Source organism: Mesorhizobium sp. B3-1-7 (genome assembly GCF_006439385.1).
Taxonomy (GTDB): Bacteria; Pseudomonadota; Alphaproteobacteria; order Rhizobiales; family Rhizobiaceae; genus Mesorhizobium.
Genome location: NZ_VFTL01000015.1, coordinates 19,833 through 40,048 on the forward strand (window position 1 = coordinate 19,833; position 20,216 = coordinate 40,048).

The following is a 20,216-nucleotide window of genomic DNA, read 5'->3' on the forward strand; positions in this document are numbered from 1 at the left end:
TCTCTCAAATGTTTGATTTTGAACGCGGTCTCGCGACCGCGAAGGGGCTTTTTTTGCCCGCGTTTGCCACTGCCCTGCTCTCGGGATGCGTCGTCGGTCCGGATTACCAGAAGCCTCTGCTGGCAATGCCGGCGAGCTGGAGCGGGCAAAAAGCAGCGAACCCGGCCAAGCCGGCGCAATTGTCGAAATGGTGGCAGCGCCTGCGCGACCCCGAGCTGAACGTGCTTGTCGACGAAGCGGTTGCCGGCAATCTCGATGTCGCCACCGCCAAGGCCAAGATCCGCGAGGCGCGGGCGAGCTACCGCCAGTCGGTAGGCACATTGCTTCCATCCGCCGACGGTTCGGCCTCGGCCACCCGCAACCGGGTCTCTGCAGCCACCGCGGGAACGACGGCCAGCGAGACCTACAGCCAGTACCAGGCAGGCTTCGATTCCAGCTGGGAACTCGACCTCTTCGGCGCCAACCGCAGGGGCGTCGAGGCGGCGAGCTACGGACTGGACGCCTCCGAAGAAGAACTGCGTTCAACCCTTCTCACGCTGGTTGGCGACGTGACCTCGAACTACGTCCAGGCACGCGGCTATCAGACCCGCATAGCGCTTGCCCGGCGCTCTGCGGCGTCGCAGCGGCAAACCGCCCAGCTCACCCGCACGATGGCTCTGGCCGGCTCGGCGACCGCGGCGGACGTCGCCAAGGCGGATGGACAGGCCAGCGGCACGGAAGCCGGCGTTCCGAGCCTGGAAGCGAGCTATGCCGAGGCCGTGCATCGCCTTTCCGTGCTGACCGGGCGGCCGCCGGCGGCGCTCACCGAGCGCTTGAAGCGCGCCGGACCGATCCCGGCGCCGCGCCTGCCGATCCCGACCGGCATCCCGGCCGACATCCTGCTCACCCGTCCGGACGTGCGCTTGGCCGAACGGCAATATGCGCAGTCCACCGCCAAGATCGGCCAGGCCGAGGCGGCACGTTATCCGAGCGTCAGCCTGACCGGCGACATCAGCACCACGGCCCTCAAGCTCGGCGATCTCGGCAAGAACTCCACCATCGGCTGGTCCTTTGGCCCCACGCTCAGCGTGCCATTGTTCAACGCCGGCCAGCTGCAGGCGGCCGTGGACGTCGCCAAAGCCCAACGCGACCAGCATTTCGTCGCCTACAAGTCCGCCGTGCTGACGGCTCTGGAAGACGTGGAAAACGCCACGGTTTCGCTGTCGCAGGAGCGCATCAGAAACGGCAAGCTCGCCTCCTCCGCGAAGTCCTATGGCGATGCCGCGCGGCTTGAAGGAACGCTCTACAAGGCTGGAGAGACCAGCCTTCTCGATGTGCTCGATGCCCAGCGGTCGGCCTATTCCGCCGACGACTCCGTCCTGCAAAGCCGCGTCTCGATCGCCACCGATTATATAGCCCTCAACAAGGCGCTCGGCGGCGGCTGGAACGGCGCGATCGACACCGCCAGGCCCGAAATCATCGATGTCCGCACCGGTCCGCGGCTGGCATCGAAGACGCAATGACCGGTGAGCCGCGCTGCCTATCCGTCACGAAACGGCCCGAACAAATTCCCGTGAGCCATGCCCGCAAGCAATATCCCACTATATACCCACTACATAACAGCGTCGTTGAGGTAATGAGATGTCAGGCGCCTACGATCTGGGAACCAATCTGGTCCGCCGTATCTATGAGAAGCGCATAGATGCACCGGCCATTCTTGATGCCGGCACGCATTTTCCCAATGCCGCGAAGTTCACCGCCGCCTGGCGGGATATCCGCGACGAGGCGCTGGCGGCGAAGCTGAACAACGCGCCGCGCTTCCACGACATCATGCCGGAGCAGGCCGATATCTCGGCCAATGACGGTCTCGACTGGCGCATGTTCGTGCTCAAGGCCTATGACATGACGGTCCCGGAAAACCTCGCGCGCATGCCGGTCCTGAGCCGGCTGCTTGCGGAGTGCCCAGAGGTCAAATCGGCGGCTGTCTCATTCCTGGCCCCGCGCAAACACATCCCGGCGCACCGCGGACCTTTTCGCGGCATCATGCGGTTCCATCTTGGCCTGGTCATCCCGAAACAGCCGGACGGCCGTCCGGCAACGATCATGATGATCGATCACGAGGAACGGCGCATCGCCGACGGCGAGTGCATGCTATGGGACGACACGTTCGAGCACGAGGTTATGAACAACTCCGATCAGCCCCGCGTCGCTCTCCTCCTCGACGTGTGGCGCCCGCAGATGCCGCTGGACATGGAAATCCTGTCGCGCGTGATCGTGCGCGGCGTGCAGGTGGGGATGCGCTATCGTGGCGTGTCGTTCGGCGGCTGAACCAGTTGCAAAGGCTCAAAGCACGCCGCGCTTTAAGCGCGCGCCTCGCGATACGTCCCTGTCGCGCTGCCACGCTTGCCGGGGAACATCGCGTCCCTCGCCAGCAATCCGCTGACGCGGCAGAAGGCAGCGAACGCGCGGCAGGCTTCCTCGGCGCTGGCCACGTCGACCGTCGCGCCGAAACAGGCGTTGAACGCGGCTTCGTAGACCTTGCCCTGCCGGCGCTTCGGCCAATCCTGCAGGAAATCGAGCGCCTGCTCGACGCTGTAGATTTCCTCGACCGGCAGGCCGGGCGCGGGCGTGATGCGCACCGGCACCTCGAATTGCAATCTGTCCATTCCCTGTCTCCCGAACTGGCGCAGCCCTGAGCAACGCCGCTCGATGTGAAAAGTTGCTTTTGCGGCCTTCTGACTCGCAAATGTGACCTCAGTGCGGTGAAGAGTCGGTGCGGCGGATCGACGTCAGTCCGGATCGATACCGGCTGCATTGCCAATGCCGGATTTCCACCGTATTGCCGGCCATCACAGCTGCCGCGGGCGAAAATATGAGCGAAATCCGGGTCGAGTCTCTGGTCAAGCGCTATGGCGGCACCACCGCGCTGGACGGCGTTTCGCTGGCCTTTCCGCAGGGATCTTTCACGGCGCTGCTCGGCCCTTCCGGCTGCGGCAAGACGACGATGCTGCGGTTGATCGCCGGCTTCGAGGCGCCGAGCGAAGGCCGCGTTTTCCTTGGTGATGCGCTTGTCGCCGACCCGAAGCGGCAGCTGCCGCCGGAGGCGCGCAATGTCGGCGTCGTTTTCCAATCCTACGCGCTATGGCCGCATATGGATGTCGCGGAAAACGTCGCCTATCCGCTGAAGGCCAGGCATGTCCCCTCCGCCGGCATCCCTGCCCGCGTCGCTTCGGTCCTCGATATCGTCGGCCTCGGCGGCTTCGCCAAGCGCCGCATCGACGAGTTGTCGGGTGGTCAGCGGCAGCGCGTCGCGCTGGCCCGCTGCCTGGTCGCCGAGTCCGGCATCATCCTGTTCGACGAGCCGCTCGCCAATCTCGACATGCATCTGCGCGCGGCCATGGTAGACGCCTTCCGCGATATCCATCGCCGCACCGGCGCGACCACCGTCTATGTCACGCATGACCAGGCCGAGGCCCTGGCGCTTGCCGACCGCGTCGCTGTGATGAGCAAAGGCCGACTGCTGCAGGCGGCACCCCCGCGGGAAATCTATCGCTCTCCCGCCGACGCCGCTGTTGCCGGTTTCGTCGGTCGCGGCAGCCTGGTCTCAGGCAACACCGTCGGCCATTCGGACAAGGCGTCGATCATCGATATCGCCGGCCACCGGCTCACGGCGCGCAGCCACGACAAACCGGCCGGTGCGGTCAAGGTCCTGCTACGCCCGGAAGCCTTGCGCATCGCGGCCGAGGGACTGCCCGCGACGGTGCTGGACAGCGTCTACCGCGGGCCGGTGCATGAAGTGCGGCTGGCGCTCGCCGAGCCCGGCCAGCACCTGCTCGTCGACAGCGCGGAGGCACTGGCGGCGGGACAGCGCGTGCATGTCGCCGTGTCGGACGCTTGGGTGGTGCCGAGCGCCTGATTTAGCGCCAGGGCAACACGCCGGCCGGCAAGCGGCGCCCAAACCGATCAAGCGCCAGCAGCAGCGCGATCACCACGACGATCGTGGATACCGCGATTGCCGCTGCCTGCGTGCCGAGCCCCGCCTCTTCCAGGCTGAACAGCACGACGCCGAGTGTTTCCTTGCCGCTCGACCACAGCAGCGCCGAGACCGTCAACTCGTTGAAAGCACTCATGAACACCAGCAGCCCGCCCGCCACGGCCGCGGGCGCCGCGAGCGGCGCGGTGATCGTTGCGAGCCGCCGGAACGGACCGGCGCCGGACACCGCCGCCGCCTCTTCGAGATCGCGCGGAATCTGCCCGACGGCCGTCGTCACCGGTTTCATCGCCAGCGTCAGGAAGCGCATGGCGTAGGCGACGAGGATGATCGACGCGGTCGCGTAGAGGCTGCCGATCAGCGGCAGCGGCCGCAGGAACAAAAGGATGCAGGCGATCGCCAGCACCACGCCGGGGATCGTGTAAGGCAGGTCGACGATGCCGCCGAGCACACGCCGCCAGCGCTTGTCGAAATGTTCGAGCCGCGCGGCCATCGGAATGACGCCAAGGGCGAGGATAAGCGCCGCGCCGCCGGCAAAGAGCAGCGAATTGCGGAAGGCCCGCGCCGTCGACGCCTGCCGGACAAGCACTTCCACATAGTTGGCGATCGTTGCCGTCCGCGGACTGAGCGGCACGCCGAAGGACGGCACCAGCGACGTCGCCAGCAACGCGCAGGCCGGCAGAATGAGGATCAGGCCGATGACCAGCCAGCCCGCGCCGGCGAGCGGCATGCGCAAGCCTCCAAGCTCGAATTGCGCCGGCGTGCCGGCAACGATGCGATGCCCGGCGCCGCGCAGCGCCAGCGACTGGAAGACCATGCCGGCCAGCGCCAGGGCGCCGACCAGCACCGACAGCGCCGCGATCTGCGGCAACACGCTCGGGCCAAAACTCGACAGGTCCTGATAGATCAAAGTTGGCAGCGTCAGATAGTTGACGGGCATGCCGAGCAGCGCCGGTATGCCGAAATTGCCGACGCCCGAGACGAAGGCAAGCGCCGCCGCGGCCACCACATAGGGCCGCACGACGGGCAGTACGATGGTCCGCAATACGCCGAGCGGCCGCGCGCCGCAGGAGCGCGCCGCCTCGACCAGATCGCGCGGCACGCGCGACAGCCCTGCCCGCATGGTGATGAACACGATCGGCGCATGCTGGACGCCATAGAGAAGGATGATGCCGCCACGGCCAAGCATGGGATTGCCGGTGCCGGGCGCAGGCGCCAGCCCAAGCATACCGAGCAGCGTGCTCGACGGGCCGAAGAGATGCAGCCAGGCGAGCGCGGTGACCTGCGGCGCGATCATCAGCGGCAAAAGCAGAAGAAACCCGAGGATCTTTCGTCCCGGCAGACCGGTCATCGTCACCGCGACGGCGAACGGAATGCCGAGGCAAAGCGCCAGCAGCGCGCCGAAAAAAGCCGTGTCCAGGGTGTGCCACATCGCCTTGAGCGCGGCAGGACTGGCAAGCCGCCCGGTGAAGGCGGCGAAATCGGCCTCGCCGCCCGGCGCGATCGCCGCAAGCACGAGACGCGCCATCGGCAACAGGCAGAGCACGGCGATGACCAGCAGGACGGCCAGCGCCGACAGACGCTGGCCGAATATCGGGCCTGACGCCATGAAGCCGCCGGCCCGCGGCGACGCCACGCCCCGCCTGGCGATGTGATGTTCCGCGGAGGCCAAAGTTTCCCTTCCGGGCCGCTTACTGGCTCATCACCGCGCTGAACTTTTCCTTGTTCTGGGCATCATTGGCGAGCGCGGCCGCCGCATCATAGTCGAGCACCTTGATCGAGGCGCGGTCCGGATAGCCGGCCGGCAGCGCGACGTCGGCACGGGCCGGGATGTAGCCCATCTTGGCCGCCACTTCCTGCCCGTCCTTCGACAAGAGGAAATCGACGAAGGCCTTGGCGGCTTCCTTGTTCTTGGCGGTGGATAGGATAGCGACCGGTTCGGTGACGGCGGACACGCCTTCCTTCGGGAAGACGAACTCTACCGGCGCGCCCTTGGCCTTCTCGCGGATCGGCATGTAGTCGACGATCATGCCGAACAGCTTGTCGCCGCCGCTGACGGCCTTCAGCACGTCGCCATTGCCGCCGCTGGCCTGCGCGCCGTTCTTGGCGAGCGCGCCATAATAGTCCCAGCCCTCCGGCAGCTTGCCGGTCAGCGTCACCGTGTGGATCATCGCCGCGCCCGAGGTCAGCGGACTGGGCATCGCGATCAGGCCCTTGGCTTCCGGCTTCTTCAGGTCTTCCCAGCTTGTCGGCACGAAAGGCGCCTTGGTGTTGTAGACGATGCCGGTGGTGATCAGCTTGGTCGAGAAATAGGTCTTGTCCTTGTCGTAGAGCGCCGCGTCGAGGCCGTCGACCTTGGCCTCCGGATAGGCGAGCAGCCGGCCTTCCTTCTTCAGGCCTTCCATGGTCACGACGTCGGCGATCAGCAGCACGTCGGCCTGCGGCTGGCCGGCCTCGATCTCGGCATGCAGCTTGGCCAGAATCTTCGGCGTCCCGTCGCGCACCCAGTCGACCTTGATCCCCGGGTTCTTCGCCATGAAGGCGTCGACGGTCTGCTGGGCGTCGGTGTTCGGCTGGCTGGTGTAGAGCACCAGCGTGCTGTCGGCGGCGGCGGCTCCCGCTACGGTGGATGCCAGCAACATGGCGGCGAAAACGATCTGGCGCATGGAAATACCTGTTGTTGATCAAGGCTGGGCGAGGTCCGGCAGGCGCCGGGGCTGGAAAACCTGAGTAAGGCCGCAGGATAACCATTGTGTGACAGGGCAACGCAACTCGCATCGCCCTGCCCTTGCCCTGCTCGGTATCATCGGTGCTACTGGTTTGCCGGGTCAGTCTCGGCATCATAGGCCATGCGGGTAACCACCATCAGCACATAGGCCGACGGCAGCGCAAAGATGGCGCCGAGCATGATCGCCGCCGTTCCTTCCATGCGAAGGGTGGCGGCAACGGCCCAGTAGACGGTGCCGATGCAGATTACCGCCTGGACTGCCAGAAAAGAGGCCGCGGCAGCCGCGCGGGTAAGCGTCTTGAATGTCTTGATGCGTTGCATTGAACGGAATCCGAACTGACGCGCACGCAACCGGCGGACGGCCGGCGGCCGTCGCCGGATCGCGACGCGAAGGAATGTCTTTGATTTGAATGCCGCGCTTTGCGGCCAAGGCCTTACGCGGCGGGCGGCGCGCGTGGCTGGTTGGTGCGCGAAGCTGCTGCGCTTGCCGATACCGGCGCGACGCCCATTTCGGCCGGCAATACATGGCCGATAAGCAGGAAATCGGATGCGGGCGCGAGCACGCCGGGATTGCCGCTGACGAGCTTTATCGGCAGTGGCCGGCCGGCCCGGATTTCAAGCGCCTGCGCCTTGCCGGTCGTTCTGAGCAGCGCGATCGTGTCGCCCTGGCGAGCGGCGCTGACGCTGGAACTGCCCGGGAGCGAAACGGCCGACGCAGAAATTTCGGCCTGCGCGAAGCCCAGCAGCGCGAGCATCAGCAGCGCCATCAGGCCCGCGCAGGCGGTCCTGACCGGCAGCAGCATTGGTCTTTCGCGTTCAGGTGCCGTCAAGGCAATCTCCGGACATCAGTAGGGACCTAACCGATGGAATGGCCGAAGGAAAGCCGCAATGGACGCCGCAATCGCACTTCGTCCTTGAACCTTGCGGCTTCCGGTGCCAAATCTGGAGCAGATTTTCGCATTCGGCTCCTTTGGAGCCAACGCCGGCAAACGGACAAAAATGGTTACCTATCTCGACGCCTCCACGGCCCCCCTTCGAAATACCGGCCAGATCCGCCTCTATGGCGAGGAAGGTTTTGCCGGCATGCGCAAGGCCTGCGACCTCACGGCGCGCTGCCTTGACGAACTTGTGCCGATGGTGAAGCCCGGCGTGACGACGGAAACGATCGACCGCTTCGTCTTCGAATTCGGCATGGACCATGGCGCGCTGCCGGCGACGCTCAATTATCGCGGCTACACCAAGTCGTCTTGCACCTCGATCAACCATGTCGTCTGCCATGGCATTCCCGACAACAAGCCGCTGAAGGAAGGCGACATCGTCAACATCGACGTCACCTATATCCTCGACGGCTGGCACGGCGATTCCTCGCGCATGTATCCAGTGGGCACGATCAAGCGCGCCGCCGAGCGCCTGCTCGAGGTGACCTATGAGTGCCTGATGCTCGGCATAACCGCGATCAAGCCCGGCGCCCGCACCGGCGCCATCGGCGCCGCGATCCAGACCTATGCCGAGGCCGAGCGCTGCTCGGTGGTCCGCGATTTCTGCGGCCACGGCGTCGGCCAGCTTTTCCACGACGCGCCGAACATCCTGCATTACGGCACTGTCAATGAAGGCGTCGAGATGCGGCCGGGCATGATTTTCACGGTCGAGCCGATGATCAATCTCGGCCGCCCGCATGTGAAGGTGCTGTCGGACGGCTGGACGGCGGTCACGCGCGACCGCTCGCTGTCGGCGCAATACGAGCACACGATCGGCGTCACCGACACCGGCTGCGAGATCTTCACGCTGTCGCCGAAAAAGCTCGACCGCCCCGGCCTGCCAGCCTAGTTTCAGCCGAGGCCTGAGGGGAGCGGGCGAGCATGGGGAAAGTCGAGGACGAGCGGGCGTTCTTTTCCGAAGGCTGGATCGAGCCGCCCAGGACGGCGCCGAAAAAGGCCACGGCAGCAGAAAAGCCCCATTATCACGGCCATCGCGACCGTCTGCGCGAACGCTTCGTCGCCGGCGGACCGGACGCCCTGCCCGACTATGAACTGCTCGAACTGCTGCTCTTCCGGCTGATCCCGCGCGTCGACACCAAGCCCATCGCCAAGGCGCTGATCGCCCGCTTCGGCTCGCTGGCCGAAGTGCTCGGCGCGCCGGCACCCTTGCTTGAAGAAGTCAAAGGCATCGGGCCGACCGTCGCGACCGATCTAAAAGTCATCGCCGCCACCGCCCAGCGCATGGCGCGCGGCGAGGTGCGTGGCCGCGAAGTCCTGTCCAACTGGACGCAATTGCTCGACTATTGCCGTTCGGCCATGGCCTTCGAGGCCCGCGAACAGTTCCGCGTCCTGTTCCTCGACAAGAAGAACGGGCTCATCGCCGACGAGGTGCAGCAGACCGGCACCGTCGACCATACGCCGGTCTATCCGCGCGAGGTGGTGAAGCGGGCGCTCGAACTCTCCGCCAGCGCCGTCATCCTGGTGCACAATCATCCTTCGGGAGATCCCACACCTTCCCGCGCGGACATCGAGATGACCAAGCAGATCATCGATACGGCCAAGCCGCTCGGCATCGCTGTGCACGATCACATCATCATCGGCCGCAAGGGCAACGCCTCGATGAAGGGCCTGCTTTTGATCTAATGCAGTCGCGCAAAAGTGTGCAGCGGTTTTGCGATAACGACATGCATGAAAACAAAGGCTTAAAGCGCGTCGCCTGAATCCGCTTCAGCGCGACACGCTTTAAAGCCCCCCGCCGATCGCCCGAAGATCCGGGCGCAAAAGCAACGTTTTGCCGATCAAGATAGTCGGCTCTGGAATTTCAACCGGAAATCGAGCATGATGCGCTTTGGTAATTCGGACGCTTCGTGCGCCCGGCAATACCGGAGGAACGGGACATGGCCGTTGTGCTTGTACTCGTTTTAATCGTTGTGGGCTCAGTGTTGTTCCACTTCCTGAGCCCATGGTGGTGGACTCCGATTGCCTCGAACTGGGACTATATCGACCACACCATCATCATCAGCTTCTGGATCACCGGCATCGTCTTTGCCGCTGTCGTCCTCTTTATGGCTTATTGCGTCTTCCGCTTCCGGCATCGGGAAGGCAATCGCGCGGCATACGAACCGGAGAACAAGCGGCTCGAATGGTGGCTCATGGTCGTCACCGCGGCAGGCGTCACTGCCTTGCTGGTTCCCGGCCTGTTCGTCTGGAGCCGCTTCGTCACCGTTCCAAGCGATGCGACCGAGATCGAGGTCGTCGCCCAGCAGTGGCAGTGGAGCTTCCGCTTGCCCGGCAAGGACGGCAAGCTCGGTACTTCGGACACCCGCGACGTCACCGCCGACAATCCGTTAGGCATCGCACCCAAAGATCCCAACGGCCAGGACGATATCGTGGTCGAGGCCACCGACCTGCATCTGCCGGTCGGCAAGCCGGTCAAGGTGCTGCTGCGTTCGATCGATGTCCTGCATGATTTCTATATCCCGGAATTTCGCGCAAAGATGGACATGATCCCGGGGTCGGTCACCTATTTCTGGTTCACTCCGACAAGGACCGGCACTTTCCAGGTCCTGTGCGCCGAACTGTGCGGCCAGGGACATCCGCTGATGCATGGCGTGGTCATGGTCGACGCCGAGCAGGATTATCTGTCCTGGCTCGGCCAGCAGCAGACTTTTGCGCAATTGTCGACGCCCAAGCAAACAGGCTGGGCGAGCCAACCGTCAGGAAAGACGATGGCGTCCGGTTTGGACGTCGCGGCAAACTCGAAACTCTCGAGGTCCGCAGAATAGGGCACGGAGGTGCTCCGATGGTCGACGTCACACCCGCAGATGCCGTTCCGCCCGCCGAAGTTGGGGAAGTGGAACTCTACCATCCGCACAGCTGGTGGACCAAGTATGTCTTCTCGCAGGACGCGAAGGTCATCGCGGTCCAGTACTCGGCAACGGCAACGGCGATCGGCCTTGTGGCGCTGGTTCTCTCCTGGCTGATGCGCCTCCAGCTCGGCTTTCCCGGCACGTTCGACTTCATCACTCCGGAGGCCTACTACCAGTTCATCACCATGCACGGCATGATCATGGTGATCTACCTGCTCACTGCGCTCTTCCTCGGCGGCTTCGGCAACTACCTCATCCCGCTGATGGTCGGCGCCCGCGACATGGTCTTCCCCTATGTCAACATGCTGAGCTACTGGATCTATCTGCTGGCAGTACTCGTTCTGGTGTCGAGCTTCTTCGCGCCGGGTGGGCCGACAGGCGCCGGGTGGACCCTCTACCCGCCGCAGGCCATCATGTCCGGAACGCCGGGCGGGCAGGACTGGGGCATCATACTGATGCTCACTTCGCTCATCCTGTTCATTGTCGGCTTCACCATGGGCGGCCTGAACTATGTTGTGACGGTGCTGCAGGGCCGCACGCGCGGCATGACGTTGATGCGCCTGCCGCTCACCGTCTGGGGCATCTTCACCGCCACCGTCATGGCGTTGCTCGCCTTCCCGGCGCTGTTTGTCGCGTGCGTGATGATGCTGCTTGACCGCGTGCTCGGCACTTCCTTCTTCATGCCGGCGATTGTCGAGATGGGCGAGCAACTTCAGCACAATGGCGGCAGCCCGATCCTTTTCCAGCACTTGTTCTGGTTCTTCGGCCACCCGGAAGTCTACATCGTCGCTCTGCCGGCCTTCGGCATCGTCTCCGACCTGATCAGCACCCATGCGCGCAAGAACATCTTCGGCTACCGCATGATGGTCTGGGCGATCATCGCCATCGGCGCCCTGAGCTTCGTTGTCTGGGCGCACCACATGTATGTGAGCGGCATGGACCCCTATTTTGGCTTCTTCTTTGCGACCACGACGTTGATCATTGCCGTGCCGACGGCGATCAAGGTCTATAACTGGGTGCTGACGCTGTGGCGCGGCGATATCCATCTCACCCCGCCGATGCTTTTCGCGCTCGCCTTCATCGTCACCTTCGTCAATGGCGGCTTGACCGGACTGTTCCTCGGCAATGTCGTTGTCGACGTGCCGCTGTCGGATACGATGTTCGTCGTCGCCCATTTCCACATGGTCATGGGCGTCGCGCCGATCCTGGTGATCTTCGGCGCAATCTATCACTGGTATCCGAAGGTCACTGGACGGATGCTGGACGACACACTCGGCAAGTTCCACTTCTGGGTAACCTTCCTCGGCGCCTACCTGATCTTCTTCCCCATGCACTATCTCGGCCTGATGGGCGTTCCGCGGCGCTACGCCGAGTTGACCGACATGACCATAATGACGGAATCGGCCCGTCATCTGAACTCGTTCATCAGCATCATGGCCTTCATCGTCGGCTTCGCGCAGATGGTTTTCCTGTTCAACCTGATCTGGAGCATCCGCCATGGCCGCGAGGCCGGCGGCAATCCGTGGCGGGCGACCACACTCGAATGGCAGACGCCGCAGACACCGCCGGCGCACGGCAATTTCGGCAAGGAACTGCCGATCGTCTATCGGTGGGCCTATGACTACAGCGTGCCAGGGGCCAAGGAGGACTTCATCCCGCAAAACGTGCCGGGCACCTTCGCCCCCTCAAGGGAGCAGGCATGAGCGTCATCCTGGTCTTCTTGGCTGTGATCGCCGGCTTTGCCGGCTGGTGGCTTTCGCACCAGCGGCTGACATCCAAGCCATGGCTGGAGCAAGGTCTGGCCGGGGATTTCGCAGGCACCGGCCGGTCGTCCCTGCCCACCGCCAAGATCGGTCTCGGCGTCTTCCTCGCCGTCGTCGGCTGCCTGTTCTCGCTGTTCACCAGCGCCTATTTCATGCGCATGGGCCTGCCGGACTGGCAGCCGCTGCCGCTGCCCCGCCTGCTCTGGCTCAACACCGGCGTGCTGGTATTGAGCAGCGTCGCACTGCAATGCGCGGTGGTTGCCGCGCGCAAGGGCCAGATCGACAACGTCCGGTTAGGCCTTGCCACGGCAGGGCTCACCGCGCTTGCCTTCCTTGTCGGGCAGTTGATGGCATGGCGGCAGCTGACCGGGGACGGCTATCTGCTGGCATCCAACCCGGCCAACAGCTTCTTCTATCTGATCACCGGCATGCATGGCCTGCACATACTGGGCGGTCTGTTCGGCCTTGGCAGGACGAGCATCGGTGCCTGGAGCGGAGCGCGGCCGGAGCGACTTCGTCTCAGCGTCGAGCTCTGCGCCATGTATTGGCATTTCCTGCTTTTCGTCTGGCTCGGCATCTTCGCCCTTCTGGCAGGTTGGGCGGCGACGTTCATCGAAATTTGCCGACAATTGCTGACCTAGGAGACCGGCGATGGCCGAGACGACCATGACACATACCAGCCAGATGGAGCCTCGGCCCGCCGGTTGGCGCGGCATTACCGCCGACTGGGCCTCGGATCAGCGCGCGTTCAAGAACGTGTCCTGGGGCAAGGCCATGATGTGGATCTTCCTGCTCAGCGACACCTTCATCTTCGGCTGCTTCCTGCTCTCCTATATGACCGCCCGCATGTCGACACGCGTGCCCTGGCCGAACCCGAGCGAGGTCTTTGCCTTGCGCATCGGCGGCCAGGAGATCCCGCTGATCCTTATCGCCATCATGACCTTCGTGCTGATCTCGAGCAGCGGCACCATGGCCATGGCGGTCAATTTCGGCTACCGCCGCGACCGCCGCAAGACCGCGATCCTGATGCTGTTGACCGCTGCGCTTGGCGCAACGTTCGTCGGCATGCAGGCCTTCGAATGGACCAAGCTGATCACCGAAGGGGTACGGCCCTGGGGCAATCCCTGGGGAGCCGCGCAGTTCGGCTCATGCTTCTTCATGATCACCGGTTTCCACGGCACGCACGTGACGATCGGCGTGATCTTCCTCATCATCGTGGCGCGAAAAGTCTGGCGTGGCGACTTCGACACCGGTCGTCCCGGCTTCTTCACCAGTCGCAAGGGCCGCTACGAGAATGTCGAGATCATGGGCCTCTACTGGCACTTCGTCGACCTGGTTTGGGTGTTCATTTTCGCCTTCTTTTATCTTTGGTGAGAGGCAGTCCCTGTTGAGAGAAAGCTATGGCTGAAGCAACCGCAAACGGTCTCGGACAACACACGCTGCACACCGCCCATGCGCAGGATGCGGCTGCGACAGCGGTCGCTCACGCCGAGGTTCATCAGGAGCACCCGATCAAGCTCTACCTGGTCGTCTGGGCGTGGCTGTTCATCCTCAGCACCTGCTCCTACCTGGTCGACTATTTCGGCATCCACGGCTATCTCAGATGGTCGCTGATCCTGATCTTCATGATGCTCAAGGCGGGACTGATCGTCGCCGTCTTCATGCACATGGCCTGGGAGCGGCTGGCGATGATGTATGCGATAATCCTGCCGCCGATACTGGTGCTGGTCTTCGTGACGATGATGGTCTTTGAGGCCGATTACACGCTGCTGACACGTATCGCGTTTTTCGGGCCCGGCCCCTGATACGCATTTCGAACTCGTCCGCAGCGAGGCCAACCGGAACTGCAGTGGCGGGTGCCTCGAAACAGCAGGACGCCGGTCCATTTGGTTTGGCGCATGCGCCGTGAACTCAAGCAAAGGACGCGGACAATGACGATGGCAAACAGACTGAAGGATTTTATCGACGGCAAGGAAATTCCGTACGACACCGTCGCGCACCATCGAACTGCCACCAGCCGGCAGGCCGCTATCGCCGCGCATGTGCCCGGCGGCATCATGGCGAAGTCCGTGGTCGTTCACCACGAGCTCGGCTATGCGCTGGCCGTGGTCCCAAGCACCCACAGGATCGAACTCGGCAAGCTGCAGGACGTCATGGACAGGCGCCTCGGGCTCGCTTCCGAGGATGAGGTGGTATCGCTCTTCGATGATTGCGACATCGGCGCCGTACCGCCGATCGGCGCGGCCTATGACGTGCCGGTCATCCTGGACGAAAGCCTGCGCGACGCCGCCGATATCTATTTCGAGGGCGGCGACCACAAGACGCTCGTGCATGTCAGCGGCAAGGATTTCCGTAACCTGACGGCGGGCGCGCGTCAGGCGCGGTTCAGTCACCCGGCCTACTGAGCGCACCGGCACTGTCGCCGGTGCTCATGACAGGCTTGGCTCAATTCGCCGGTCTTGGGGCGGCCTGCGGTTCCACCACCTTGCGGTACACGTGCCAGGTGGCGTGGCCAAGGATTGGCAGCACGACCGCCAGCCCCGCGAACACAGGCAGCGAGCCGATGATCAGCCCAATGGCGACGATAAGTCCCCAGATGGCCATCACGATCGGATTGGCCAGGACCGCGCGCACCGAAGTGTGGATGGCTTCGTAGGCGCCGACGTCGCGATCGAGCAGCAGCGGGAAAGCGACCACGGTGGTGCACAAAACCACCACGGCGAATACAAACCCGATCGCATGCCCCAGTACGATCAGCGTCCAGCCGCTCCCGGTGGCGAATATCTCGGTTATGAAACTGGACAGTGACGCCGGCGGCTCGGGCCCGAACAGATACTCGTAGAAAAGCTTTGCGGTCAAAAGCCATGTGATGAAGATTGCAAACAGCATGATGCCGACGGCGGCGATGGCCGGCAGCGCCGGAGAATTCTTGACCTCGAAAGCATGTTTCCAGGAAGCATCCAGCCCGGCTTCCCGCCGGCGGCTGATCTCATAAAGGCCGATCGCCGCGAGTGGCCCGATCAGCGCAAAGCCTGACACCAGTGGAAATAGCAGCGGCAGCGTGTTTGCTCCCGATGTCCAGGTGGCAAGCACCACGCCAACGAGCGGATAGATCATGCACAAAAACACGATGTGCGAGGGTTTGACCATGAAGTCGTCGATACCGCGCCTGAGCGCATCGAAAAGATCGGAAACGCCGATCTTTCTCACTTTGGTATGCTCCAGCGTTTCGCTGGCGCCTGCAATCACGTGAAAGCTTGCCATGGCCGTTCCTCCAGATCAGGTCCGGCAAGGTCGCGGATTTCACGGTGCTAACGCTCTGCGTGACTGGCCACGCAAAACCGCGACCTGCACCTGTGCCAACATACTCCTTTAGGCCCGATTTGTCGCCCTCTGTCGACGCCGGGTAGTGTCTCAGTTTGAAATTTCGGCGGCTGCTTTTTTGTAGGGGCCGCGCCTGACAATGTCGGCTTCCTCGCCGGTCGCAATGCGCATGACGCGGACGGCATTGCCGATCACATCGGCGGGGCGCTTCTGGCCTTTAGGTCCGGTGGGCATCTAGGCTTGTTCTCCAGGCGGTCGATATTTAATCGACGATGCCTTTTGCAGTGCTGCAAGCGTGTCCTCCACGGTCAGGAGGACGGTCGTCTGTATGGAACTCAGCGCTCCGCCCGAGCCGATCGCGAGCGCCGTGGCCGCCATCGACACGTTGTCCGGAGCCTCCCACAAGTTATAGCCGTCGTGCTCACCAAAGGCGTACCAGAATCCGTGCAGCTTTCCGCCAACCGATTCAATGTACTGCTTCGCCGCCTCTCGGCGGTCCTCTGGGTTCTTGATAAGCTTAGCCCATGTGGCCGGCGTGTAGCTGAACCGGGTTAGGTATAATGGCATGATCTTATCCTCCCTGCTTTCCGGTAAGCATATAGGACTTCGCCGGCTGGCGCGACAGCGGCGTCAAGGCCGCCGGATTTCAAACTGAGACACTATCCGACGCCGGCCAATGGCCAGCCGCGGCAGCGTGCTGGCTCCACAGGTTCTTTTTCGGTATTCTCAAGATGCGAAGGTGAACGTCATGGATACGCGGACGCTTCTCATACTCGGCCTTGGCATAGCCATCCTGCTGCTGTTGGGGTTCTTTGCGCTGCCGGCGTAGCGAGACGGCGCGCGACATCTCAACAGCGCAATTGCCGACCCTCTTCCTTCAGCGGGCGACCACCTAATGGGGCCCGCGACGGCCGCTACTTGGAATACTGTTTCAGGTAGGCGATGACGTTGGCTATGTCTTGGTCATCCTTCAGACCGGGGAACGCCATCTTCGTCCCTTTGACCATCGCCTTGGGATCGTGGAGATATTTGGTGAGCGTGGGTTCGTCCCATTTGATGCCGGATTTTCCGGCCGCGATCATGGCCGCGGAATAGGTGAAATTGGGGTGTGTGCCCGCGACGCGCCCGATGACACCGTGCAGGGACGGGCCAATCTTGTTCTGGTCCTGGTCCGCAACGTGGCAGACCTTGCACTTGGTGAAGACCTTCTCACCCGCGGCTGCATCCTGCGCCTGCGATGGGCTCACGAAGAAGGTCGTCGCGGACAACACGATGAAAAGCGCAATTGCACGCATCGCATTTCCTCCCTGATGGTCATTTACGTCGGACGGATCCGCTCCACACCGGCCTCGCTGTTGTGCCCTGGACGGTACAGCGGATTGTTCGCGTCTCTTCAGTGAATTGCGGCACCTGCATACCACAGAATGAGCCCAATGGATAGAAAAGCCGGCCTTTGCGAAGGTTCTGGGCCATGAGCGACAGGCGGATGGCCCACGGCCATTTCGACCAGATTTATGATAAAGGGCACCTGGCCGCCATCAAACGACAGGAAGACAGCAATGCCTCAGCACGGCAACGAACCATGGCCGTTCGACAAAGAACGCGCCGCCCTGCTGGTCATCGACATGCAGGGCGACTTCGTCGATGAAGGCGCGGTGATGGAAGTCGCGATGGCGCGGCATCGCATTCCCGTTATGCGGCAGGTGGTCGAATTGTGCCGCGCGACTGGTGTCCCGGTGGTCTACACGCAGCATGTGCTCAGCGATCATTTCAACATCTCGCCGCTCGAGACCGCCTACCAGCCAAGACTGAAGGCCAAAGGCATGCGGGAAGGCAGCGCCGGCACCAGGATCGTGGCGGAACTCGCTCCCTTGCCGGGCGAGGTGATCATCAAGAAGCACCGCTACGATGCGTTCCACAACACCCAATTGGAAACGGTGCTGCGCAACATCCGCGGCGCCGGCCAGGTCGACACCGTCATCATCATCGGCACGGTGACGAGCATCTGCTGCGAATCGACGGCCCGCAGCGCCTTCATGCGCGACTACAAGGTGGCTTTCGTCAGCGATGCCAATGGCGGGCTGGACGAGGCCTCGCACAACGCGACGCTCGCCATCATCGGCAAGGTGTTCGGGCGCGTGATGACGGCCGCAGAACTGGAAAGCCTGTTTTAAGCGGTGGGATCAGGGCGGATCGGTTTTGCAGCTTGCCGCGATCTGTCCGATCGCTTCGGAGAGGCCCGCGAGTTCGAAATCGGCCTCGCCGCGTCCGGACAGGAGGCCGAAGCGCCACGACAGCGTCAGCCGGTTCGCTGAAGCCAGACGCTTGATGCCGTCGTTCCCGTCCCTGACCAGCTGTCTGCCGCGCGGGCCGACCGACCAGCTTTCATCGGTTTTGCCGCCGCCGTCGACCACGACGGAGATGGTGATCTTGCGGCTGGCGGAAACGGCATCGTTGAGCTGCAGCCATTCGCTCCAGCGCGGTTCGCCACCTGGCCGGCAAGCAAAGGTCAGCACCGGGCTGTAACCCAAGGCCCCGCCGCCGGTGATCAGCTTGTTGCTGGCATGCAGCGATGCCGTGATCTGGCCGTCGTCGCCGGCGCCAACGCTCCAGTTGCCGAGATCCGGCTCGGCCCGGGCGACACCTGCGGCCGCGGCAAACAAGAGCGCCGCGGCGACGACCACGTCCCTCATCATGAACCCCAGCCTCACCAATGCCTCCAAACAGCCGCGGATGCGATGAAGCGCAGATAATGTTCAACGCTCCGTATCGCCAGCGGTGGGCCATCAAGACAAGTTGTCAGTGTTGCCGCGCCGCCACAATGAAGTACCTCACAACGAAAAAGGCCGCCCGGAGGCGGCCTTTCGAAATCGATGGATTGGAAGCTATTACTCGGCTTCCTTGGCGGTTTTCTTTTTCGGCGCGGCCTTCTTCTTCGGCTCTTCCGCCTCGTCGGCGGCTTCGCCCGCCTTTGCCTCGGCCTTCTTCGAAGAGGCCTTCTTGGCCGGCTTCGCCTTGGTCGCGGTCTCGGCCTCCTCGTCGTCGGCCATCAGCTCATCCTTGCCGACCTTGACGTCGTCGACCGAGATCTGGCCGAGCAGGTAGTCGACGACCTTCTCCTCGAACATCGGCGCGCGCAGCGCGTTGATGGCTTCCGGGTTGCTGCGATAATACTCGAAGGCTTCCTGCTGCTGGTTTGCCGGGAAACGGCGCACCTGCTCGAACAGGCCGCGCTGCAGTTCCTCGTCCGACACGGTGACGCCGGCCTTCTCGCCGATCTCGGCGAGCACGAGGCCAAGGCGCACGCGGCGCTCGGCAAGACGCATATATTCGGCGCGCGCCTCTTCTTCCGTCGTCTCCTCGTCGGCGAAGGTCCGGCCGGCGGCTTCGAGGTCGCGGTTGACCTGGGCCCAGATGTTGTTGAACTCGGCCTCGACGAGCTTGGAGGGCGCTTCGAACGAGTAGGACGCGTCGAGCTGGTCGAGCAGCTGGCGCTTCACCTTCTGGCGGGTCATCGAGCCGAACTGGTTCTCGATCTGGCCGCGCACGATCTCGCGCAGGCGCTCCAGCGATTCCAGGCCGAGATTCTTGGCCGTCTCGTCATTGACCTCGAGCGCGCCGGGTGCCGACACCTCCTTGACGGTGACGTCGAACGTGGCTTCCTTGCCGGCCAGGTGCGCCGCCTGGTAGTTTTCGGGGAACGTGACGGTGACCTGCTTCTCATCGCCGGCCTTCGCGCCGATCAGCTGGTCCTCGAAGCCGGGGATGAACTCCTTTGAGCCGAGCACCAGCGGCTGGTCGGTGCCGGCGCCGCCGGCGAAAGCCTCGCCGTCGATCTTGCCGACATAGTCGATGCTCACACGGTCGCCTTCGGCGGCCTTGCCGGTCTTCGGCTCGTAGCTGCGCGCCGATTCCGCAACGCGCTTGACCTGGTCGTCGACTTCCGATTCCGGCACGTCATAGACCTGACGCGTCACCTTGATGTCGGAGAAATCCTTGATCTCGATCGGCGGGATGACTTCGTAGTTGAGGCTGAATTCGAAATCGGCGCCGCCGGCCAGGATCTTCTCGGCCTCCTTCTCGTCCTCGGTCATGATCACTTCGGGCTGCATGGCGGCCTTTTCGCCGCGCCCCGAAATGATCGAACGGGTCGAGTCGTTGAGGATCTCGTTGACGACCTCGGCCATGAACGACTTGCCGTACATCTTGCGCAGGTGCTGCACCGGCACCTTGCCCGGGCGGAAGCCGTTGATGCGCACCTTGTCGCGGGCGTCGGTCAGCCGCGCCATCAGCTTGGCTTCCATGTCACCGGCCGGCACGGTGATCTTGATCTCGCGCTTGAGACCGGAGTTGAGCGTTTCGGTGACCTGCATCCTAGAACCTTTGTTTTCAACAATGAGACTGCCAAACGGTTCTTAGCCGTTTACAGCCTGCCGGTATGATCTTGCCGGAAATGGCTTTTGGGACGGAACCTGGCGATTTGACCGCTAATGCGGTTCACATCTTCCTGAACTGCGCCTTGCCAAATGCGAATAAGTTCTTGTTTTTACTTTAACTTTTCGCACCTTGCAGAGGCGGAAATTC

At 63.2% G+C, this 20,216-nt stretch carries 23 protein-coding genes; 12 read left to right on the forward strand and 11 right to left on the reverse strand.

Features of this window, described 5'->3' with window-relative positions:
• Window positions 1-8 precede the first annotated feature (8 nt).
• Entirely contained in the window at window positions 9-1,502 is a 1,494-nt protein-coding gene (locus FJ417_RS14170) for an efflux transporter outer membrane subunit (protein ID WP_140783887.1), read from the forward strand.
• A gap of 118 nt (window positions 1,503-1,620) precedes the next feature.
• Window positions 1,621-2,307 carry an aspartyl/asparaginyl beta-hydroxylase domain-containing protein gene (locus tag FJ417_RS14175; protein ID WP_140708074.1) on the forward strand — a complete coding sequence of 229 codons (687 nt, stop codon included), beginning with the start codon at window positions 1,621-1,623 and terminating at the stop codon, window positions 2,305-2,307.
• 32 nt (window positions 2,308-2,339) lie between these two features.
• On the opposite strand, the gene FJ417_RS14180 is transcribed toward FJ417_RS14175, so the two are convergent.
• Complete coding sequence (locus FJ417_RS14180) at window positions 2,340-2,645, reverse strand: DUF982 domain-containing protein (RefSeq protein WP_140708076.1); 306 nt, start codon at window positions 2,643-2,645, stop codon at window positions 2,340-2,342.
• A 206-nt stretch (window positions 2,646-2,851) separates the two neighbouring features.
• On the opposite strand from FJ417_RS14180, the gene FJ417_RS14185 reads away from it, so the two are divergent.
• The gene (locus FJ417_RS14185; RefSeq protein ID WP_140783888.1) at window positions 2,852-3,895 is read left to right on the forward strand and encodes an ABC transporter ATP-binding protein; all 1,044 of its coding nucleotides are present in this window, start codon (window positions 2,852-2,854) and stop codon (window positions 3,893-3,895) included.
• A gap of 1 nt (window position 3,896) precedes the next feature.
• Here FJ417_RS14185 and FJ417_RS14190 read toward each other — a convergent pair whose 3' ends face one another.
• From FJ417_RS14190 to FJ417_RS14205, 4 genes are all read right to left on the reverse strand, one after another.
• Window positions 3,897-5,579, reverse strand: coding sequence for an iron ABC transporter permease (locus FJ417_RS14190; RefSeq protein ID WP_140783954.1), 1,683 nt, complete (start codon window positions 5,577-5,579; stop codon window positions 3,897-3,899).
• Window positions 5,580-5,661: 82 nt separating this feature from the next.
• Window positions 5,662-6,636 (reverse strand): ABC transporter substrate-binding protein, encoded by a 975-nt coding sequence (locus FJ417_RS14195; RefSeq protein WP_140652410.1) that lies wholly within the window; start codon window positions 6,634-6,636, stop codon window positions 5,662-5,664.
• Window positions 6,637-6,782: 146 nt separating this feature from the next.
• Window positions 6,783-7,019 carry a hypothetical protein gene (locus tag FJ417_RS14200; protein ID WP_140647632.1) on the reverse strand — a complete coding sequence of 79 codons (237 nt, stop codon included), beginning with the start codon at window positions 7,017-7,019 and terminating at the stop codon, window positions 6,783-6,785.
• Between the two features lie 113 nt (window positions 7,020-7,132).
• Window positions 7,133-7,501, reverse strand: a complete 369-nt coding sequence (locus FJ417_RS14205) for a hypothetical protein (protein ID WP_140783889.1) — start codon at window positions 7,499-7,501, stop codon at window positions 7,133-7,135.
• A gap of 196 nt (window positions 7,502-7,697) precedes the next feature.
• Here FJ417_RS14205 and map point away from each other — a divergent pair, with 196 nt between their 5' ends.
• The 8 genes from map to FJ417_RS14245 all read left to right on the forward strand — a co-directional run bounded on the left by map (window position 7,698) and on the right by FJ417_RS14245 (window position 14,713).
• Window positions 7,698-8,525, forward strand: coding sequence for a type I methionyl aminopeptidase (gene map / locus FJ417_RS14210; RefSeq protein WP_140783890.1), 828 nt, complete (start codon window positions 7,698-7,700; stop codon window positions 8,523-8,525).
• Window positions 8,526-8,557: 32 nt separating this feature from the next.
• Window positions 8,558-9,319 carry a DNA repair protein RadC gene (gene radC, locus FJ417_RS14215; protein ID WP_140783891.1) on the forward strand — a complete coding sequence of 254 codons (762 nt, stop codon included), beginning with the start codon at window positions 8,558-8,560 and terminating at the stop codon, window positions 9,317-9,319.
• Between the two features lie 254 nt (window positions 9,320-9,573).
• Window positions 9,574-10,461 (forward strand): cytochrome c oxidase subunit II, encoded by an 888-nt coding sequence (locus tag FJ417_RS14220; protein WP_140652472.1) that lies wholly within the window; start codon window positions 9,574-9,576, stop codon window positions 10,459-10,461.
• Window positions 10,462-10,478: 17 nt separating this feature from the next.
• The gene (ctaD, locus tag FJ417_RS14225) at window positions 10,479-12,248 is read left to right on the forward strand and encodes a cytochrome c oxidase subunit I (protein WP_140783892.1); all 1,770 of its coding nucleotides are present in this window, start codon (window positions 10,479-10,481) and stop codon (window positions 12,246-12,248) included.
• Entirely contained in the window at window positions 12,245-12,949 is a 705-nt protein-coding gene (locus FJ417_RS14230) for a cytochrome c oxidase subunit 3 (RefSeq protein WP_140783893.1), read from the forward strand. Before ctaD ends, FJ417_RS14230 begins: the two co-directional genes overlap by 4 nt.
• Before the next feature lie 10 nt (window positions 12,950-12,959).
• Window positions 12,960-13,682: a heme-copper oxidase subunit III family protein gene (locus FJ417_RS14235; protein ID WP_140646729.1), complete on the forward strand. Its 723-nt coding sequence runs from the start codon at window positions 12,960-12,962 to the stop codon at window positions 13,680-13,682.
• A gap of 26 nt (window positions 13,683-13,708) precedes the next feature.
• The gene (locus FJ417_RS14240) at window positions 13,709-14,113 is read left to right on the forward strand and encodes a cytochrome C oxidase subunit IV family protein (protein WP_140646728.1); all 405 of its coding nucleotides are present in this window, start codon (window positions 13,709-13,711) and stop codon (window positions 14,111-14,113) included.
• 126 nt (window positions 14,114-14,239) lie between these two features.
• Complete coding sequence (locus FJ417_RS14245; RefSeq protein ID WP_140652477.1) at window positions 14,240-14,713, forward strand: aminoacyl-tRNA deacylase; 474 nt, start codon at window positions 14,240-14,242, stop codon at window positions 14,711-14,713.
• A 40-nt stretch (window positions 14,714-14,753) separates the two neighbouring features.
• Here FJ417_RS14245 and FJ417_RS14250 read toward each other — a convergent pair whose 3' ends face one another.
• From FJ417_RS14250 to FJ417_RS14265, 4 genes are all read right to left on the reverse strand, one after another.
• Window positions 14,754-15,572 carry a DUF2189 domain-containing protein gene (locus tag FJ417_RS14250; protein WP_140783894.1) on the reverse strand — a complete coding sequence of 273 codons (819 nt, stop codon included), beginning with the start codon at window positions 15,570-15,572 and terminating at the stop codon, window positions 14,754-14,756.
• A gap of 150 nt (window positions 15,573-15,722) precedes the next feature.
• On the reverse strand, window positions 15,723-15,866 hold the full coding sequence (locus tag FJ417_RS33515; RefSeq protein WP_246687458.1) for a hypothetical protein: 144 nt from the start codon (window positions 15,864-15,866) through the stop codon (window positions 15,723-15,725).
• Window positions 15,867-16,199: a GYD domain-containing protein gene (locus FJ417_RS14260; RefSeq protein WP_140646725.1), complete on the reverse strand. Its 333-nt coding sequence runs from the start codon at window positions 16,197-16,199 to the stop codon at window positions 15,867-15,869.
• A 347-nt stretch (window positions 16,200-16,546) separates the two neighbouring features.
• Window positions 16,547-16,927 carry a cytochrome c family protein gene (locus FJ417_RS14265; RefSeq protein WP_140708096.1) on the reverse strand — a complete coding sequence of 127 codons (381 nt, stop codon included), beginning with the start codon at window positions 16,925-16,927 and terminating at the stop codon, window positions 16,547-16,549.
• 264 nt (window positions 16,928-17,191) lie between these two features.
• Between FJ417_RS14265 and FJ417_RS14270 the strand changes: the two genes are divergently transcribed.
• Window positions 17,192-17,806: an isochorismatase family cysteine hydrolase gene (locus FJ417_RS14270; RefSeq protein ID WP_181183214.1), complete on the forward strand. Its 615-nt coding sequence runs from the start codon at window positions 17,192-17,194 to the stop codon at window positions 17,804-17,806.
• Between the two features lie 9 nt (window positions 17,807-17,815).
• Here FJ417_RS14270 and FJ417_RS14275 read toward each other — a convergent pair whose 3' ends face one another.
• Together FJ417_RS14275 and tig are read right to left on the reverse strand one after the other, a co-directional pair.
• Window positions 17,816-18,325, reverse strand: coding sequence for a hypothetical protein (locus FJ417_RS14275; protein ID WP_246687463.1), 510 nt, complete (start codon window positions 18,323-18,325; stop codon window positions 17,816-17,818).
• Window positions 18,326-18,520: 195 nt separating this feature from the next.
• Window positions 18,521-20,005 (reverse strand): trigger factor, encoded by a 1,485-nt coding sequence (tig, locus tag FJ417_RS14280; RefSeq protein ID WP_140652484.1) that lies wholly within the window; start codon window positions 20,003-20,005, stop codon window positions 18,521-18,523.
• Between the last annotated feature and the right edge of the window lie 211 nt (window positions 20,006-20,216).